This window comes from Runella aurantiaca (assembly GCF_003339505.1).
Classification (GTDB): Bacteria; Bacteroidota; Bacteroidia; order Cytophagales; family Spirosomataceae; genus Runella; species Runella aurantiaca.
On record NZ_QPIW01000017.1, the window covers coordinates 93,013 to 110,440 of the forward strand.

The 17,428-nt window shown below is 38.6% G+C and carries 16 protein-coding genes; all 16 read right to left on the minus strand.

The window, feature by feature from the left end:
• Positions 1-3: 3 nt before the first annotated feature.
• Positions 4-816, minus strand: a complete 813-nt coding sequence (locus DVG78_RS19240; protein ID WP_114462669.1) for a glycosyltransferase family 2 protein — start codon at positions 814-816, stop codon at positions 4-6.
• A complete protein-coding gene (locus tag DVG78_RS19245; RefSeq protein ID WP_114462670.1) occupies positions 813-1,523 on the minus strand; it encodes an FkbM family methyltransferase in 711 nt (236 codons plus the stop codon). The genes DVG78_RS19240 and DVG78_RS19245 overlap by 4 nt, the downstream gene beginning before the upstream one ends.
• Entirely contained in the window at positions 1,523-2,374 is an 852-nt protein-coding gene (locus DVG78_RS19250; RefSeq protein ID WP_114462671.1) for a glycosyltransferase family 2 protein, read from the minus strand. Before DVG78_RS19250 ends, DVG78_RS19245 begins: the two co-directional genes overlap by 1 nt.
• Positions 2,371-3,312, minus strand: coding sequence for a nucleotide-diphospho-sugar transferase (locus DVG78_RS19255; RefSeq protein WP_114462672.1), 942 nt, complete (start codon positions 3,310-3,312; stop codon positions 2,371-2,373). Before DVG78_RS19255 ends, DVG78_RS19250 begins: the two co-directional genes overlap by 4 nt.
• 12 nt (positions 3,313-3,324) lie before the next feature.
• A complete protein-coding gene (locus tag DVG78_RS19260) occupies positions 3,325-4,293 on the minus strand; it encodes a hypothetical protein (RefSeq protein WP_114462673.1) in 969 nt (322 codons plus the stop codon).
• A gap of 68 nt (positions 4,294-4,361) precedes the next feature.
• The gene (locus tag DVG78_RS19265) at positions 4,362-5,303 is read right to left on the minus strand and encodes a glycosyltransferase family 2 protein (RefSeq protein ID WP_114462674.1); all 942 of its coding nucleotides are present in this window, start codon (positions 5,301-5,303) and stop codon (positions 4,362-4,364) included.
• 26 nt (positions 5,304-5,329) lie between these two features.
• The gene (locus DVG78_RS19270; protein WP_114462675.1) at positions 5,330-6,322 is read right to left on the minus strand and encodes a class I SAM-dependent methyltransferase; all 993 of its coding nucleotides are present in this window, start codon (positions 6,320-6,322) and stop codon (positions 5,330-5,332) included.
• Between the two features lie 34 nt (positions 6,323-6,356).
• A complete protein-coding gene (locus DVG78_RS19275) occupies positions 6,357-7,589 on the minus strand; it encodes an ABC transporter ATP-binding protein (protein WP_114462676.1) in 1,233 nt (410 codons plus the stop codon).
• A gap of 79 nt (positions 7,590-7,668) precedes the next feature.
• Positions 7,669-9,138 carry a glycosyltransferase family protein gene (locus tag DVG78_RS19280; protein WP_114462677.1) on the minus strand — a complete coding sequence of 490 codons (1,470 nt, stop codon included), beginning with the start codon at positions 9,136-9,138 and terminating at the stop codon, positions 7,669-7,671.
• A gap of 53 nt (positions 9,139-9,191) precedes the next feature.
• Positions 9,192-10,046, minus strand: coding sequence for an ABC transporter permease (locus tag DVG78_RS19285; RefSeq protein ID WP_114462678.1), 855 nt, complete (start codon positions 10,044-10,046; stop codon positions 9,192-9,194).
• 40 nt (positions 10,047-10,086) lie between these two features.
• Positions 10,087-11,040 (minus strand): Gfo/Idh/MocA family oxidoreductase, encoded by a 954-nt coding sequence (locus DVG78_RS19290; protein ID WP_114462679.1) that lies wholly within the window; start codon positions 11,038-11,040, stop codon positions 10,087-10,089.
• Between the two features lie 17 nt (positions 11,041-11,057).
• Positions 11,058-11,633: an acyltransferase gene (locus DVG78_RS19295; protein ID WP_114462680.1), complete on the minus strand. Its 576-nt coding sequence runs from the start codon at positions 11,631-11,633 to the stop codon at positions 11,058-11,060.
• A 10-nt stretch (positions 11,634-11,643) separates the two neighbouring features.
• Positions 11,644-12,804 carry a DegT/DnrJ/EryC1/StrS family aminotransferase gene (locus tag DVG78_RS19300; protein WP_229598272.1) on the minus strand — a complete coding sequence of 387 codons (1,161 nt, stop codon included), beginning with the start codon at positions 12,802-12,804 and terminating at the stop codon, positions 11,644-11,646.
• 14 nt (positions 12,805-12,818) lie between these two features.
• Positions 12,819-13,925 carry a sugar transferase gene (locus DVG78_RS19305; protein ID WP_114462681.1) on the minus strand — a complete coding sequence of 369 codons (1,107 nt, stop codon included), beginning with the start codon at positions 13,923-13,925 and terminating at the stop codon, positions 12,819-12,821.
• 149 nt (positions 13,926-14,074) lie between these two features.
• A complete protein-coding gene (locus DVG78_RS19310; RefSeq protein ID WP_114462682.1) occupies positions 14,075-16,441 on the minus strand; it encodes a GumC family protein in 2,367 nt (788 codons plus the stop codon).
• A gap of 69 nt (positions 16,442-16,510) precedes the next feature.
• A complete protein-coding gene (locus tag DVG78_RS19315; RefSeq protein WP_229598273.1) occupies positions 16,511-17,254 on the minus strand; it encodes a polysaccharide biosynthesis/export family protein in 744 nt (247 codons plus the stop codon).
• Positions 17,255-17,428: the final 174 nt, after the last annotated feature.

Below are 17,428 nucleotides of genomic sequence, written 5' to 3' on the forward strand. Positions count from 1 at the left end.
CACTCAATAACTCATTTTAAGCAACTTTCTGATATTTTTTACCACCTTATAAAACAGCACAAGGAATGGATATAAAATACTCTGGCGCTTATACCACATCAAAATCTCCATTTCTTTTTCCCGTTTTTTCCAGTAATCATAATCCGCTAAAATAGTCGCTGAAAAATACGTACTCAAAATAGCTTTATGCTCTTTTTGGCTCCACTCATTGGGCTGAGAACTAATCCCCGACATATCATAATAAGACACAAATACGGGCCAATGCTTCACAGTACAATTGCCAATAATAATCGCCTTAATCCAAAATTCGTAATCAGAATGAATTTTAAACGCCTCATTATAACCCCCATAGGTATTCAAAAGAGTTCTTTTAATAAAAGTACATTGATGACCAATGGTTGCACTAAAAAAATACCGCATAGAAAGCAGAGATGGATATTTCAATTCTTCAATAGTTCCGTTGCTATAAGCGAGATAGGAATTACCGTAGATAATATCTTCCACAAAATCCCTCCCGAAATCGTTACTTAACACATTTTCGACCAGCCAATCTCCCGAGTTTAAAAACAAACAATAGTCCCCTTTAGCTTGTGCTATGCCCTTATTCATGGCGTTGTAAATCCCTTTGTCGGGTTCTGACAACCAATAATGAATATGATTTTGGTGCTCTTTTATACATTCTAAGCTCCCGTCACTCGACCCGCCATCAATCACAATAAACTCATAATCAGTAAACTGCTGGCTAATTACACTATTGATGGTTTTTTCTAGCCCTTTGCAGTTGTTGAGATTAATGGTGATGATTGATAATTTCATCGATAAAAATACCCTTCTACCTGAAGCAACTCGCCCGTCTCGTAGTTTCGGTGCCCGCCTTCTATAAGTTTAAGCTTGAACCCATGATTTCTTAGCAAGTCTACCATTTCCTGCATCAGGGTTTCACCTTCGTACAGCGGCACGATTGACAATTCCAACTGGAAGCCGCTAATTTTGGAGAGCGAAGCCATGCACCCTTCAAATACCTGCCTTTCAAATCCTTGCGTGTCTATTTTAACAAAGATATTTTGGCCTGGAAGATAATATTGCTCAATCACATCATCCAACCGGCGGACCATTACCGTTTGGGTTCCTACATAAACAGAGTCAGGGGCACTTTCTACGTGCACAGGCAGAATATCTAGAATTGAGCTGCTATATGAGTTTTTAGCAAGATTGATTTCGGCCGTCCCGTTGAAATTACCAAGCGCAAATTCCGCTGCTTTCCATCTAAAATCTCCTTCCGCTTTTTTTTTGAGTTGCTCAAACTCCCGAGGCAAAGGTTCAAAGGAAACGATTTCTCCCCGATACCCGATTTCCCTCATCTTCTGGGCATATTGACCTACATTGGCACCAATATCAAAAATCAGGTTTATATCGTACTGTTTCAGTAAATCTAGCCGCTGCCTTACCAACGGGTCGGTGGGTAAGTGTAAAATATCATACCCGTATTTTTGGGCTATTTTTTTTAGAAATGTTTTCATCATTAGCGGCTAAAGGCCATTTTACGCTTCAAAAAACGGAACAATCTCAAACAAAATACTCCTGCCTGAATCAATCCTATCTTTTGAAAATAGGTAAAAACAAGATATTCACGGCTTTCCGACCACCGATTTGACTGTTCTTCCAAGTGCGCCAAGCGGTCATAATCAGCCAAAAACAAAGGATACTTTTGCTGAAGCACGCTCAGTTGTTCCCTTTTAGGAAGGGAATCAGTGGCAGGATTACAGCTTATCCCATCCATATTAAAATAGGATACCACTCCTTGGTAATGCGTATAACTACAACCTTTTTCCAGCAAAGCCTCCACAAAAAAGAGCCAATCAGACGCGATACGAAGGCTTTCGTTATAATAGCCTATGTTTTCAAACAAAGCTCGTCGAATAAACGTAGACTGATGAGGCAAGCTCCCCTGAAAAAGTATTTTAGCACTCAATACATCTGGCGACACAACGTGCCACTGTATCGTATTTCGTTGGTTATCATAATAATACACATCCCCTGCGATAATATCTGCCGTAAGATTTTCGGAAAAAACATCCGCTAACACGGTATGCTTAACCAACCAATCACCCGAATTTAGGAATAAGCAATACCTCCCCTTAGCGACCTTAATGCCTTTGTTCATGGCGTGGTAAATCCCACAATCAGGTTCAGAAACCCAATAGGTTAGGTGCTTTGAATATTCTTCAATCACCTTCCCACTGCTATCCGTTGACCCACCATCAATGATAATAAACTCGAATAACTGAAAGGTCTGGCTAACAACACTTTCGATGGTTTTTTTCAGACCTGCACTGTTATTTAAATTGATTGTAATCACAGATAGCTGTGTCATCGAGGCGTATACTTAATGAGGCGTTTGATTAGTCTCTTCATTTTTTTGAAATTACTGACCACTTCTTCTCTACCAAAAAGCATGTCTTGAATGAACACATCCGCTTCATAATTTCTTTCAATACGTTCGGGGTGCGTCAAAGGAAAGTTTAACTCATAAGTAGGCATATTGGCAAAATAGTTATCGGGGTCTTGAGAATGCGTAGCATCAGGTCCATATCCAATGTTTTTAACCAAATTCGCTTTTGGCATCACGGCCAATTGCCGCCGCGACATGCAGAGAAAGTGAAATTGAAAATCCCACATATCATCTGGTTTTTGTCGATGTATCCAATCAAATTGTTGCTTCCACCATTGTTGGTGCTCTTTATCTTCAAATAAAAATTTTATAAAATCTTTTTTGTCTAATTTTTCCCAATAAGTAATATGATAATCAAAACCCTGCCATGACCGCCTCCATGTTGCCCATCCATTTGAACTGGGGAACACCGAGAAATAATAGTCAGCAGTTAAGGGCATAGGTTGTTGTAGCTGAAAATTATTACCTGAGACAATTGAAACCTGTTCATCATCACGATACTTATCCAGTAAATCAGCACAAAACCCAAAAAACGTATCATTGGGGAGGCAGTCATCTTCCAAAATAATTCCTTCCTGTACGTGTTCAAAAAACCAAGTAACGGCTTCCGATGGACCTTTTCCACAACCGACATTTTGTTCCCGAAATAAGGTTTTTATCACGCATGGCCAGTCTATATTATTCACTACCCAATTTTTGATATAATCACACTTTTCTTTCTCACCTTCCTTGGTAGGTCTCGGTCCATCGGCAGCAATAAAAAGTTGAGCAGGTCTTTGTTGTCTTATAACTTCAAAAACTTTTTTTGTTTCTTCTATTTTGTTGAAGATAATGAAGAGGATGGGAGTACTAAAAGACATAATATTGCAATTTTAAATTCTGCCTAATATTTTTTTTATCAAATGTTTGATATGTCTATTAAAGTGAAAATAAAGAGACCCCCTTAATTCATTATCCAATTTTGGATTTTTAACAAATGACAAATAGGCATATTTATATCCTACTAAAAAACGATTACATTCCAGAGAATGAATTGTATTATATTTAAACACATCATAACTATTTTTTATAAAATATGGCAATTTTTTAAAATTTATATTAGAGTTCGCATTACCATGTTTTGGCAGAATTTTCGATATAAATTTATTCATAAATAATTTTTCTGGCTTATCCCAATAATGATAAATAAAATCATCAGCTGCAAATACAGGGGCATTTGTCTGCAAAACTATTGAAAATGCTAATTGTTCACTAGTATGAAGTTGTGTATATTTATATATTAAATCAGTCATTTGGTATATATGCTCAAACAAAGGAATTAATTGACTTGATAACCCACCAATAACTCCCGCATTCCACATTGAAAAACTAGAGTGTTTCAAAGCATATTTTAAAGATGAATTTTCAAAAATTCCAACAAGAGATTTTAATGGGCTTAAATGAATATAATTATCATTAAAATCAAATTCTTTTTTATGCATAACAAAGCAATTTTCAGGTATGCGAGAAAATATAATTCTAAAATCACTTTTCAAAAAACAATCAGAATCAATGTACAATATATAATCCCCGAATTCTTTTGAGACTTTTTCTATTATAACAATTTTTACTCTATGAATAAATTGATACTTACCTTTATAGTCTTCAATCTGACTTTTAGAAAGAATATTTACTTTTGAAAATTTTGCATATTCTTCTGGTATCCAACAATCATTATCAGTAAAAATATGAATAAGAAAATTCTTTTCAAGTAAGTTATTTATTAGACTAGTAATAAGCAACTTACATTGATTATAAAAAAGGTCAATGCCTACTGCAAATATTACTATGTTTATTTTCATAAAAACGATAGACTAGACCTGTAAAAGTGAACAATCAAATTTAGATTCACAATCAAAATGAAAATCTATTAAAATAGCGATTTTATATATTTTTTTAAAACTGTCTTATATACAGATTTATAAAATATAACATACTCATAATTACTGTAAGCAATTGAGCGAAAGAAAAGCATTAATAGGTAATATCCATATTTTCCATATACTTTTCTATTCCTTAACTCTTCGGTTAACATAAAATTTAACATCAATATAAAATTTTTATAGTTCCTCTGGTATCGTTTAGGAAAATAACTACGTATAGTTATTTGAGAGTTCATCCATTTTACATAATTAGGTATATTATCCCCTCCTGAGTAAAACCCATTTGCATGAAGTCGATATGTGGCACCAGTAAAGTTCAAGTAGGCGCATTTCCCAAACAAAGAAAGGTAAGCCCAAAGGGCAAAATCATACAGAGGTAATTGATGAAATTGTTTAGGATATGGGTGTTCATTAAATATATTTCTAAAAACAACCGTTAGGGTGTGAATACTTGCGTAAATTATTTCTTCAAATATAAAATATTTTTCTTCATCATAATTACATAATAAATCTTCATAAACCACATCTCCTATTTGGTGGTTTCTATTGTGAAAGCAAAGAATAAAATCAGGCCTACTCTCTAAAAAATCAACTTGCTTTTGTAGTTTATTGGGATCTGTCCAATAATCATCCCCCTCCAACATAGCAATGTACTTACCTTTACATGCTTTAGAAGTTCTAAGAAAATTATTCATCAATCCTACATTTGCACTAGAGGTTATTATTTTAATATTTGAATATTTTTTTGAGTATTCTTCACAAATTAATTTTGTATTATCATCACTACAATCTTCGCCTATAACAATTTCAAACATGAAATTACATTTCTGCATTAGAACACTATCAATCGCTTTCGAGATATAATTTTCATGGTTATATGTAATTAAAAATACACTTACCAGAGGCTCTACATCTAAATACTCTATCATTTTACATGCTTTATACTGTAAAAAATTTACTCTTTTGTACGATTAGCCCTTATTATTCCCTTTCTAAAAAAGGGAGGCTCTATTCTTTCATCAATATAAAATAAAATATTCCCGTCTGAAAATTCCGTATAAAGTCCATTTTTTTTAAAAAAATAACTAAGGATTTCAGCATCATTTTGCTTATGATAAGTGCAGCAAACTATACTTAAGTTAATGTTTTTTTGCAACAGCCATTCATTATCTTCAATTAGTGTTGTTTCATAACCTTCTATATCCATTTTAACAAATATATTATCCAAAACTTCGTCTTCTAAACAAGTATCGAGTTTAATTTCGTAATTTGAATCTCGATTTGATAATCTTTTATTAATAATTTTCACTTTATCTTTATATGGTTCAAATGTTGCCATCAATGGTTCTTTCCAAATTTTATCCGCCTCAATTATAATAACTTTTCGAGCAATGTCAACCACATCTAATGCAAATAAAGCTTCGGCTGACCCAATATCAATTACCAAATCTCCTTCTCTAACACATATATTTTTTGATTGATATTGATGCGGCGATCTTTCTAAAAATTCACCACCCAAAATATTTTCAATTTGAATATAATCCAAATATGTATTTTGTGCTCGTTCGACGCTCCAATTTTTGGGAAAATATAATTTTTTATTGGTCCCATGAATTACATATGGCATTTGATTTTGAGAGTCAAATCCAGAAGCAACCTTGCTTAAGGTCTTTATGCGCTTGTACGGAAAAAACGAAACTTGACCTTCTTTTTTTATATATTCAATTTCTTGAATAAAACTTACAGGTGGATTATTTCTATAATAATCCATCATTTTATGATAAATTAATTCTTTTTTTATTTTTCTTAATTCATATTCAAATTCTTGTTGAACCCAATATATTTTATTTGCAACATCGTCTTTAACACTATATCTAAATAAATAGAGAATATTTTTAAAAAAAATATTTATTTTTAAAATTTTAATTTTATCGAGTAAAGATTTCATTTTATCAAAAAACTACAGTAAAAATTTGCAATAACTAAACCCATTCAGATTCACTAAAAACAGAGCCATAATTATAATCACCATGTATTTGAAATGGTGAACCATTATCAATAACTCTAAATTGACACATATTCTCAACTATATCAACTTGTTCAACCCTTGGTACATGGATAAATGTATGTATCGAATAATCACCTCTTACAAGAAACTTTTCAGGTATTTTTAAAAGCATATCTTCTTTAATACCTATACTTTCACATGAAAAAATAGGCCTTAGATGGTAATCTAAAATAACACAGAATAGCTTATATTTGGCATTTTTTTTAGCAATATGTATCTGATATGATATGCATATTTTTTCTGTATAAAAGAAATCATTTTTGGCAACACCATTTTCATCAACAACTCTTATTTTAGTAAAGTAAGCCTCTTTCTCTTTTGGAGTTTCATTTAAATTATAATCACCCCTGTTTACATAATCATTCTGAAGATAAAACTGAATTGCATCATTAATTTTGCTCTGAAAAGGTGAAATACCCTTCATCAAAACTATTCCTTTTGTACAAAGATTTGTCAATGAATTCATATTATGACTCACGAACAGCACTGTCCTGCCGTGATTACGGCTTACGTCTTGCATTTTTCCAATGGCTTTTTTCTGAAATTCAGCATCTCCAACGGCCAATACTTCATCTACCACCAGAATTTCGGGCTCTAAATGCGCAGCTACTGCAAAGCCCAAACGCACAGTCATCCCGCTTGAATAGCGCTTTACGGGTGTATCAATGTAGCGCTCACAGCCCGAGAAGTCGATGATTTCGTCAAGCTTCGCCCTTATTTCTTGCCTCGTCATACCCAAAATAGCCCCGTTTAGATAAATGTTTTCGCGCCCAGTCAGTTCGGGATGAAAGCCCGTTCCTACTTCTAACAAACTACCGATGCGACCATCGTATAAGATACGCCCCGTAGTGGGGCCTGTCACTTTTGAGAGTATCTTTAGCAGCGTTGATTTACCCGCGCCATTTTTACCGATAATCCCCAAAATCTCTCCTGGCATCACTTCAAAGTTAATATCTTTCAACGCCCAAACGTATTCACTGCTACCTTTTGAAGTTCGGTCGTTGCTTTCACCAACGGTCAAAAAGGGATCTTCTTTGCCTCGTACTTGATGCCACCATCGTTTGAGATCGTTGCTGAGCGTACCCGTACCGATGGTGCCGAGGCGGTATTGCTTAGAGAGGTTTTCTACTTTAATAATGGGTTTCATTTTCCATAAATTAAACAATAGATTTTAATCATTTAAATATCCTAAAGATTAAAATAAGCTATTAGTTCACTTCTTTAAATCAATATTTCTCAAAAAATTTGCTGGTAGCATAGATCGGTTTAAATCGACTGTCTTGATAATTGTAATTCATCGTAAAAGCGGGCATAATTAATAAATCGTATTTCATTATCGTATCTTTCGAAATCTCTAGAAACTCGGTTTTATTTTTGGAGATTGGATGGACTCTCCCTCTCTGAAAAGAAAATTTATTTGGATAAACCCTCTCTTTTTTATTTTGAAACTTGCCATATTCATATAAATACTTTATGGCAGGTGCTTCTGTGTACTCGACAAGCACCCGATTATATTTTGTAAAATCTAATTTGGTGAGGTTACCGTAAAACTCATTGTAGCGATAATCACTTCTTACGAATAAATTATCATAAGAAAGATATAATATAAACGCGATGAAAGAAGATAACAAATAGAAAAGAAAGATATTAGAATTCTCTATCGCACGCAGTACAATCTCACTAATAACCGCTACAAAACAAATAATAAATAATACTAAAAGAGAAATACATCTATAACCTGACAATGACCAGGGATGTTTACCTAAAATAGAAAGTGTAATAAATAATAAATTACTAGTGAGTGTTACAAATATTAGGGATTGGTATTTCTTCACCAAAGAATATTTATGTCTTTGATACAATAACACTAAAAATAGCGCAAGAAATAAAATAGCTAAAACATTTTGAAGTTCTACCAAAATGCTTATATCTCTACTGAGATAGGGCAGATAATTCAGTTCAAGCATATCTTTATTCTGAAATACCAATGCAAAAAAGTAAACATAAACCAGCGTAAAAAAAAGGGGAATCGAATACAGGAATATTGAAAATCCCTTTTGAGCTAATGTTAATTTAGACTTAGATATGAGATATAATACATAGAGGGAAACAACAAATAAAATCAAAATTTCTGAATACCTAGAAGTCATAAAAAAAGAAAATACGCAACTCCACAGCAGCAATTTTTGATAAGTGACTCCTGTATTTAACTTTTCCAGAGCGATGACCCCCATCAACGTTCCTAAACATTCCATGCTATATGCTCTCAATTCAAACCCCATATAAAGTAGCTTAGGGGAAAGTATGGCAATGAAACCCATTAGAATGGCAATCTTGATGTTCTTTATCCATAAAAATGACAAATAAATAAACGATACAACTACCCCAATAAAAAAGAAAAAGGGCAACATTCGTAGCCAAACATGGTGATTGGAGATAAATGCCCAATAATGCAATAAAATCCCGAAGCCTCCAGGGTCTAAATTATAGTATTTATTATTTTCAATTACGTCCAGCACTCCTTTTTCGGAGCTCATTGGTTCTGAATCGTGGTTTAATCCTTTTGCAATCCAAAACTGCCCTGCTTCATCATATGACAAATAGGGGGTAAATAGGTTTCTTGAAATCGCCAAGAAAAAAACAATATAAGCTCCTATTAAAAAGAGTATGTAAGATTTATTATTTGATAATTTCATGGCAACAAAAAGTATTATCTTATTTTCTCACCAAAATAAAATTTATGCGAGCATCATACCACGTCCATAAAGTTTTTCTCGGTATAGTTAAATACCACCAATCCCAACAGAAATACAACAATCGTGAATCCAGCAGAGTAGCCCAAAAGTTCCCAAGAGAACGTGCCAGTTGAAAAAAAACCGTACTTGAAGGTTTCAATGATACCCGTCATGGGATTGGCCAGCATCAGAGGGCGGTACTTGTCGGGTACGGCCGAAAGCGGCAATATCACGGGCGTGGCGTACATCAACAACTGCACCCCAAAATCCACCAAATACTGCAAATCCCGGTACTTGGTGGTCATGGCCGATACTAGCATCCCCAACCCAAGCCCCATTAATCCCATCAATACAATAAGCACGGGCAAAAGCAGCAAAAATGTATTAGGCAACAAAACCGCTCCCGTCGCTACAAAATAGAGATACAACAACAAAAACAACAACAGTCCAATCCCGAACTGAATCAGGTTGCTGATAATGATGGACAAAGGCGTAACCGCCCGAGGAAAGTACACCTTGCCAAATAGGGAGGCATTGGCCGTGAAGGTGTTGGATGTGGTGCGCAGGCAGTTGGCAAAGTAATTCCAGCAGGTAATGCCTGCCAAATAAAACAGAATAGGCGGAATACCGTCGGTAGAAAGACTGGCCATTCCTGCAAAAACAAGGGCTAAAATGGCCGTTTGAAATATGGGCTGAATAAAAAACCAGACGGGCCCCAAAATGGTCTGCTTGTATTTTGCCACGAAATCCCGCTTTACAAACAGCAATAGCAAATCTCGGTATCGCCATATTTCCTTCAAACGAAGATCAAACAACGCATCTTTCGGGACAATTGCATTGGCGTATTTTTTTGTATCGGCAACCTGCATTTTTTCTTATTTAATTGCTAAGTTTCAATCACCTCCTCTATCAAACCTTCTCCAAGGTCCGTTTGGCAAATGGATGATAATCACCCGTTAAGCCAGCAATGGGAGCTGTTCTGATATTATGCGCAATTTCAATAGAGGGGTAAGCTTCCGACAAGCCAAACCCGTTTCCGTCCAGAATATGTTGGTAACTTTGCGTATGCAGGTCGGTAAATCCGTCGCTGAATTCAATTTCTTCGCCTTCCATTTGTAGGGAGCGATAAGTTCTTTTGTTACGCAATTTTGCTTCTTCGGGCAAGGTGTTGAAGTCGGTACTTAAAAACCAGCGTACACGTGCGCGCTTCAAGTCTAAATAGCCTGCCGCCGAATTTGCTTCGTGCAAATGCACGATATTCCGCTTTACCGCGCCAAAAATCCACGTCAGCGCGTCAAAAAAATGAATCCCGATGTTGGTGGCAATGCCACCCGATTTGCTGACATCACCTTTCCAACTGATATTATACCACTTGCCTCTTGAGGTGATGTAAGAAAGGTCGACATCATAAATTTTATCCGCTGGCCCTTCTTCTACCTTTTTTTTTAGGGCCACAAGGCTTGGATGCAATCTGAGTTGTAGGATGTTATAAACCCTCTTCCCCGTTTCGCTCTCTATTTCGCTCAACGCGTCAATGTTCCACGGATTGAGTACGAGTGGCTTTTCGCAAATTACGTGGGCATGGCTCCGCAACCCGAAACGGATGTGCGCATCATGTAGGTAATTGGGACTACAAATACTCACGTAGTCGACCTGATTTCCCTCTCGGCGCAGCTTATCGACATGCCGGTCAAAGCGCTCAAATTCGGTAAAGAAATTAGCTTCGGGAAAATAACTGTCCATCACACCCACCGAATCTGACTTGTCAAATGCCGTCAACAGCACATTTTCGGTATCTCTGATGGCTTTCATGTGGCGGGGAGCAATAAAGCCTGCCGCACCGATAATTGCAAATGTTTTCATGAAGTAGGGTATAGAAATTAACGAATAGCGGATACACTTTTTTCGTGGAGGCTGTACACGGTCCCGCTCTCAGGGCACGTCGCAAAGCCATGATTATCAAAACTCAAACGATGACCATATTCACTTATCCAACCTACCTGCCGGGCGGGATTTCCCAGCACCAGCGCGTACGGAAGAACATTTTTGGTCACCACGGCACCGGCTCCGATAAAAGCATATTCTCCGATGTCGTGTCCGCATACAATGGTGGCATTGGCCCCGATACTGGCACCTCTTCCTACGTGCGTTTTTTCGTACTGTCCACGGCGGTTGATTGCGCTTCGTGGATTAGACACGTTGGTAAATACCATCGAAGGGCCCAGAAAAACGTCATCTTCACAGGTGACTCCCGTATAAATGGAAACGTTGTTCTGGACTTTTACATTATTGCCCAAAATGACCCCCGGCGAAATCACCACGTTTTGACCAATGTTACAGTTCTGACCTATTTTACAATTGGGCATAATGTGGCAAAAATGCCATATTTTGGTTCCTTCGCTTATTTCGCAACCTTCGTCCACGACGGCGGTAGGATGTATAAAAACGGGCTCCATTCGTAAAATCTCAGGAAAAATAAGTGGCAATCGTCTCCGAAATATAGGCAATGTGCGCCTCGGTCATTTCGGTGTGCATCGGTAAAGAAATCACCTGTTTACACAACTCCTGGGTCACGGCCAGGTTGCCCACCACTCTTCCTAAGTGTTGGTATGCTTTCTGTTGATTGAGCGGTACTGGGTAATAAATCATGCTCGGAATTTTTCTTTGCCGCAGGTATTCCTGCAACCCGTCGCGATGCGTCGCGGGTACTTTTAGGGTATATTGGTGAAAAACGTGGGTAGAAAAATCAGCCCGAAACGGGATTTCAACCGCCGCTACCTCCGCCAATGCCGCATCGTACAGGCTGGCGGCTTTTTGGCGCGCGTGGGTATATTCATCCAAATACCGCAGTTTTTCGGTCAAAATGGCCGCTTGCAGCGAGTCCAATCTTGAATTGATGCCAATCATTTCATGGATATATTTTTTTTCCTGCCCGTGATTAGCAATCATTTTTGCCTTACGTGCCAAGGCCGCACTTTGCGTATACACAGCACCGCCATCACCATAGCAACCAAGGTTTTTGGAAGGAAAAAATGAGGTTGTGCCCATATCTCCGAGCGTTCCTGCCTTCTTTGCTGTGCCGTCTGCAAACCGATACGTAGCTCCGATGGCCTGTGCCGCATCTTCAACAACTGCTATTTCATGGGCTACGCATACATCCAGTATTCCTTCCATATGAGCGCATTGGCCAAATAGATGCACGGGCACCACCAGCTTGGTTTTGGGCGTAATGGCAGCCTCTACAAGCTGTCGATTGAGGTTGAATGTCAACGGGTCTACGTCCACCATCACGGGGGTAAGCCCTAGCAACCCAATGGCCTCGGCTGTAGCTACGTAAGTAAACGCCGGCACAATCACTTCATCACCCGGTTTAAGTTCGAGCGCCATCATCGCTATTTGGAGGGCATCTGTACCGTTGCCACACGAAACTACGTGATTTGCGCCCAGGTAATCGGCCAATTGAGCCTCAAATTGTGCTACCTGCGGGCCTTTGATAAACGTGGCATTATCCAGACAATTCTGAATAGCGACATCAATGGAAGGCTTAATTTTGGCATACTGCCCCTTCAAATCAACCATCTGAATGATTTCCGTTGCTGTCTTATTTGGTGCTTCTACCCCTGTCATCTTCTTCCTGTCAGCTATTTACTGCGGGCCTTGTTAATCACAATGTTTTTCAAAATTTTCCACAGATAATTTACATCCGTTTTGAAAGGTGCCTTTTCGTAAGCCTCCAAATAGGTCAGCTCCGACGCTACAATTTCTTCAAACGTTTCGGGTAAATCTGCATAATAAGGTGGCAGCAATCCCGGGGTATGTTTTTTGCGGAGGGCCTGTAATTTCTCGGGGTATAAGCCAAAATAATGCTCACTGATGGGCCGAACGCCAATCAATTTAATATCGCCCCGAAGTAAATTGTACAGCATCGGCAATTCATCAATCCAATATTTCCGAATCAGCCGTCCTCCTGTGCTTACCCTAAAATCATTTTTAAATTTCCCACCAGCTTCCAATCCTTGCGTGCTGTGCAAGTATTCCTGCACGTATTCAGCATAAGGGTGCATGGAGCGAAATTTATACACGGTCATCTTTTTGCCTCCTTTTCCTATTCTATTCATTCTGAATACCACGCCTTCACTCGCTTCTGGATTGGTCAAACTTGGATTGCTCCGACGATTAATCTTAGCAATGATTAATGTCTCCTTACAATCGTCTACTACATCTACGATTTGAAAGCCATTATAGATTAGGCGCCCCATAATTTCTGCCTTTGACATATCAACGTGGATTTGGAGCTTCCGGTAAAACGTACTAAATCCAGCTAGTTTGGGCAAAACCCTTCTGAACAAAAAATGTACAGGATAATAGAGACGGAGAAAAAAAGGTGAGATGTCCTTCTGAATTTCACATTTAATATTTTCTGCGGTAACAATTTTGAGGGCAAAATACCCATTAGCGCCAAGCGACCCTCTTATTTTTTCCAACACAACATTTGGACTATACTTTTTGAGCATCAACTCGTCCAAATACAAATTTGGACCTCTTGGCGAAAAATTACGCATCAGAACGACGTCTACCTCAACTTGACTCCATGAACTGTGGGAGCCAAATTTCAGTAAATAAGCGGGTATGGCCTGATTTACAGCGTTTTTACACGCTAAATTGGGCATAGGCATCTCCAAAATATCTTTTGATATTCCAGAGATTGGAACATTCGTTCCGATGAAGTTAAGTTGCCGATGAGACATCGGGATCAGCGGTCGAAACCGGCGTTAGGTAAAGTGTTAAAACTGGGTAAAGTGTTGATATACTAAAACTTACAAAGCGTACTTAGCAACTAAATCAAAAGCCTATTCTCTCTTCTAAAACAAAAAATCAGGTATTGTGTAACGGGATATTATCTTTTAGCCATTAATTTATCAAACCAACCTTTTGAGCTTTTATCCTCTCCGTAATAGCCGCCATATTGGGTACCGTAGCCGTAACCATAGCCATAATCTGCCGACTTTTTGATGTTGACAGCGTTGAAAATCAAATTAAATGATTTGAAAGTTTTCTTTCGGTCCAACTCCCTAATGGTTGATAAAAACATTTTGGGGGTCTTGTTGTGCCGAATCAGGTAAAACGTTGCTTCTGCATAGGGAGCCAAAAGGGTAGCATCGGTCACCAAGCCGATGGGCGGAGTATCCATGATGATGTAATCAAATGAATATTTAAGTTCATCAATCAACTCTTTGATGCGTCCGTTGGCAATCAACTCCGAAGGATTTGGAGGCATAGGCCCGCTCGGTGCCAGATAAACATTATTGATTGAGGTGCTTACAACGATGTCTTCGGCCTTTGCTTTTCCAATCAAATAGTTGGAAATCCCTTTTTTGTTGGCAACGCCTAAATACGAATGAATGGTGGGTTTGCGCAGGTCCAAGCCCAAAATAACCACTCTTTTATCAAGCAGCGCCAGCGACGCCGCGATATTGGTTGCCACAAAGGTTTTCCCCTCTCCACCCGTAGACGACGTAAAAAGAATCACGTTGGCGATGCCCTCGTGTACATCGTTAGAGAGGATGTATTTCATATTGGAACGAATCATCCGAATCTGTTCACTGATAAAACTACGGCTACCAGTATCGATGATTTCACCTTTATTTTCCTTGGGCTTGATGGCAATTTCGCCAAATACTTTCAAACCCGTTTTTCGTTCTATTTCTTTCTTAGACTGAACCGTATTCGTCAATAATTCTTTAGTAGCAATAATGGTAGCAGGAATGACCAACGCCAACAAAATAGCCATCATGTAAATATTTTTGCTGTTGGGCTGGATTTGACCCGTAAGGAAAGGCGCTTCAATCACCCGGCTATCCGTTACCGTCGACGCGTACGACAAAGCCGTTTCCTCTCTTTTTTGTAACAACAATAAGTACAGATTCTCTTTTATTCCTGCCTGCCTTTTGATACCCACATACTCTCTTTCTTTGCGAGGAATGGTGGAAATGGAGCCAGAAAGACGGCCATTGAGTGCCTCCAAACTTCTACGACTCACTTGTATGTTTGCCTTTTGGTTGTTTAGGTTTTCACGGATAGCCTGTTTAACATTTTTCATTTGGTTGTTTATCGTCTCCAAATAAGGGTTGCCGGGCTGAACGGTTTGGGCAAGTTTGCTTCGCTCGGCTTCCAACTGCACAAATTGGTCAATATAAGAATTAAGCACGGGGTCGTTTACCATCATGGTGGCGGGGGCGATGTTTCCTACCTGCGTACTATTAAGGTATCGTTCCACCTCATTGAGTACATTCTCACGAATATCCAATTCGTTGATTTTGGCGTCATTTTCCTCTACTTTCCCCAAAAAGAGGCTTGCTTCCGAGCTTAGGTCCGTAATCCCTTGGCTACGGCGGTACTGTTCCACATTTTGCTCCACATCTCCGAGTTCGGAAGTTACCAATTTGAGGCGTTCTTCAATGAAGCGTAGGGTATTGGTTGCCTCCCGGTTTTTGTCTTCGAGGGTTCCGAAAGCGTATTCTTCCAACAATTTGTTAAGAATATCTTTTCCTTTTTCAGGCACCGTCGTCTGCAATCCAATCGAAATAATGGTTGAATAATATTCTTTGAGAGGCGCTATCTGAAGACTTCCCGCCAAGCCGCCAATCAGACCGTCTCTGGATTGAAAAAACACTTTGATGGGCGTACTATCGGCGATTGTAGCGCTATCCCTCTTAAATACCCTGAAAGTTCCGTGTTGGGTTTTAACCAGCTGACTGTAATCAAATGTCCCCAAAATTTTTTGGTCGGCACTTACTATCTGGTACCTATTATCATCCAATGGCTTGATGTATAGCGGGTTTCCGTAGCCGTAGTCTGTTATATCCTTTGTGTTTACTTTGATGGGACTCTGGGTATGCAGTTCCTCATCACGGGCCGAGCCTTCTTTCCAGTACGAAACCGTTAGGTTGAGGGCATCAATTACTTTGCCCACCAAAGGTCTTGACTTTAGCACTTCAATTTCGTTGTCAATTACCTTCGGATCATTAAGTGAAAAATCGTCTTTGATATCTTTCCCGTAGCCTTTTGAGCTATCATCTTTGATCAACAATGACGCTTTTACGGCATACACTGGCGTAAATTTTCGGAGGTATTGATACGCCCACACCATTCCAATGGACACAGTCAGTACAAACCAGTACCAATAACGCAGGTATTTGAATATGACACCGAGAATATCCAGGTCTTCATCCTGCTCTTCGTTAAAAGTATTGTCATTGTTCATGGTAGACGGCCTTTAAATAAAATAATTGTATACGTTTTATTTATAAATAAGGAAGGAATCAGTTTTGGTTCAACGGGTAAAAAGGCTAAACAGAATAACTACCGTAGAAACCAAACTTAGGTAAATGGGGGCTCGTTGGAGAAACAAACTTGGTGGTGGCGCCTGCGGCTGCGGAGGCAACGGCAAGAACTTGTCTTTGGTGGGTTCAACATAAATCAAATCACCATTTTGGACATAAAAATAAGGAGAAGTAAACACCGTTCGGTTGCGAAGATTCACTTTACCGATTTCGCGTTTTCCGTCTCTGTACCGAATCACCGTCACGCTGTCGCGCTTGCCGTACATCGTCAAATCGCCCGCCAAAGCGATGGCTTCCAGAATAGTTGTTCTTTCATCAAGTAGATTGTACGTACCTACGGCACCTACCTCGCCCAAAATGGAGAATTTATGGTTCATAAAACGCACATTGACCACTGGGTCTTTGATGCTTTTTTCCAGTTCCTGCCGAATTCTATCTTCTGCTTTTTGCAGGGTCAAACCACCCAGCATTATTTTCCCAATCAAAGGAATGACTACCGCTCCTGATGAATCTACCGGATAGCCCAAGGGCTGGGAGCCGCCCCCCACGTTTCCTGAGAATACCGATACGGGAAGGGTGTTGATATTGGTAAAGTTGAGTATTTCATTCGACTCTTTATTGAGACTGCTAACAATAACGGCTAGGATATCATCTTTCTGAATTTTGGCAACCTGTGGCAGATTCGTCTCCAAATAAGACGGAAAAGAGGCATTTTCAGTCTGAAAATATTCCAAACTGGGCGGCGTAATTTTTTGAACTGTTGTACAGGATGACAGTTGGAAAATTACGACAACACTAAAAAGTAAAAGGAGAGGTTTAGTCTGAATATGACTCATAATAAATTTACAGTTAGGGATTGTTTTACTATATCAATAAGATTATCAAATATATAGCAAAAACAAAGTGCT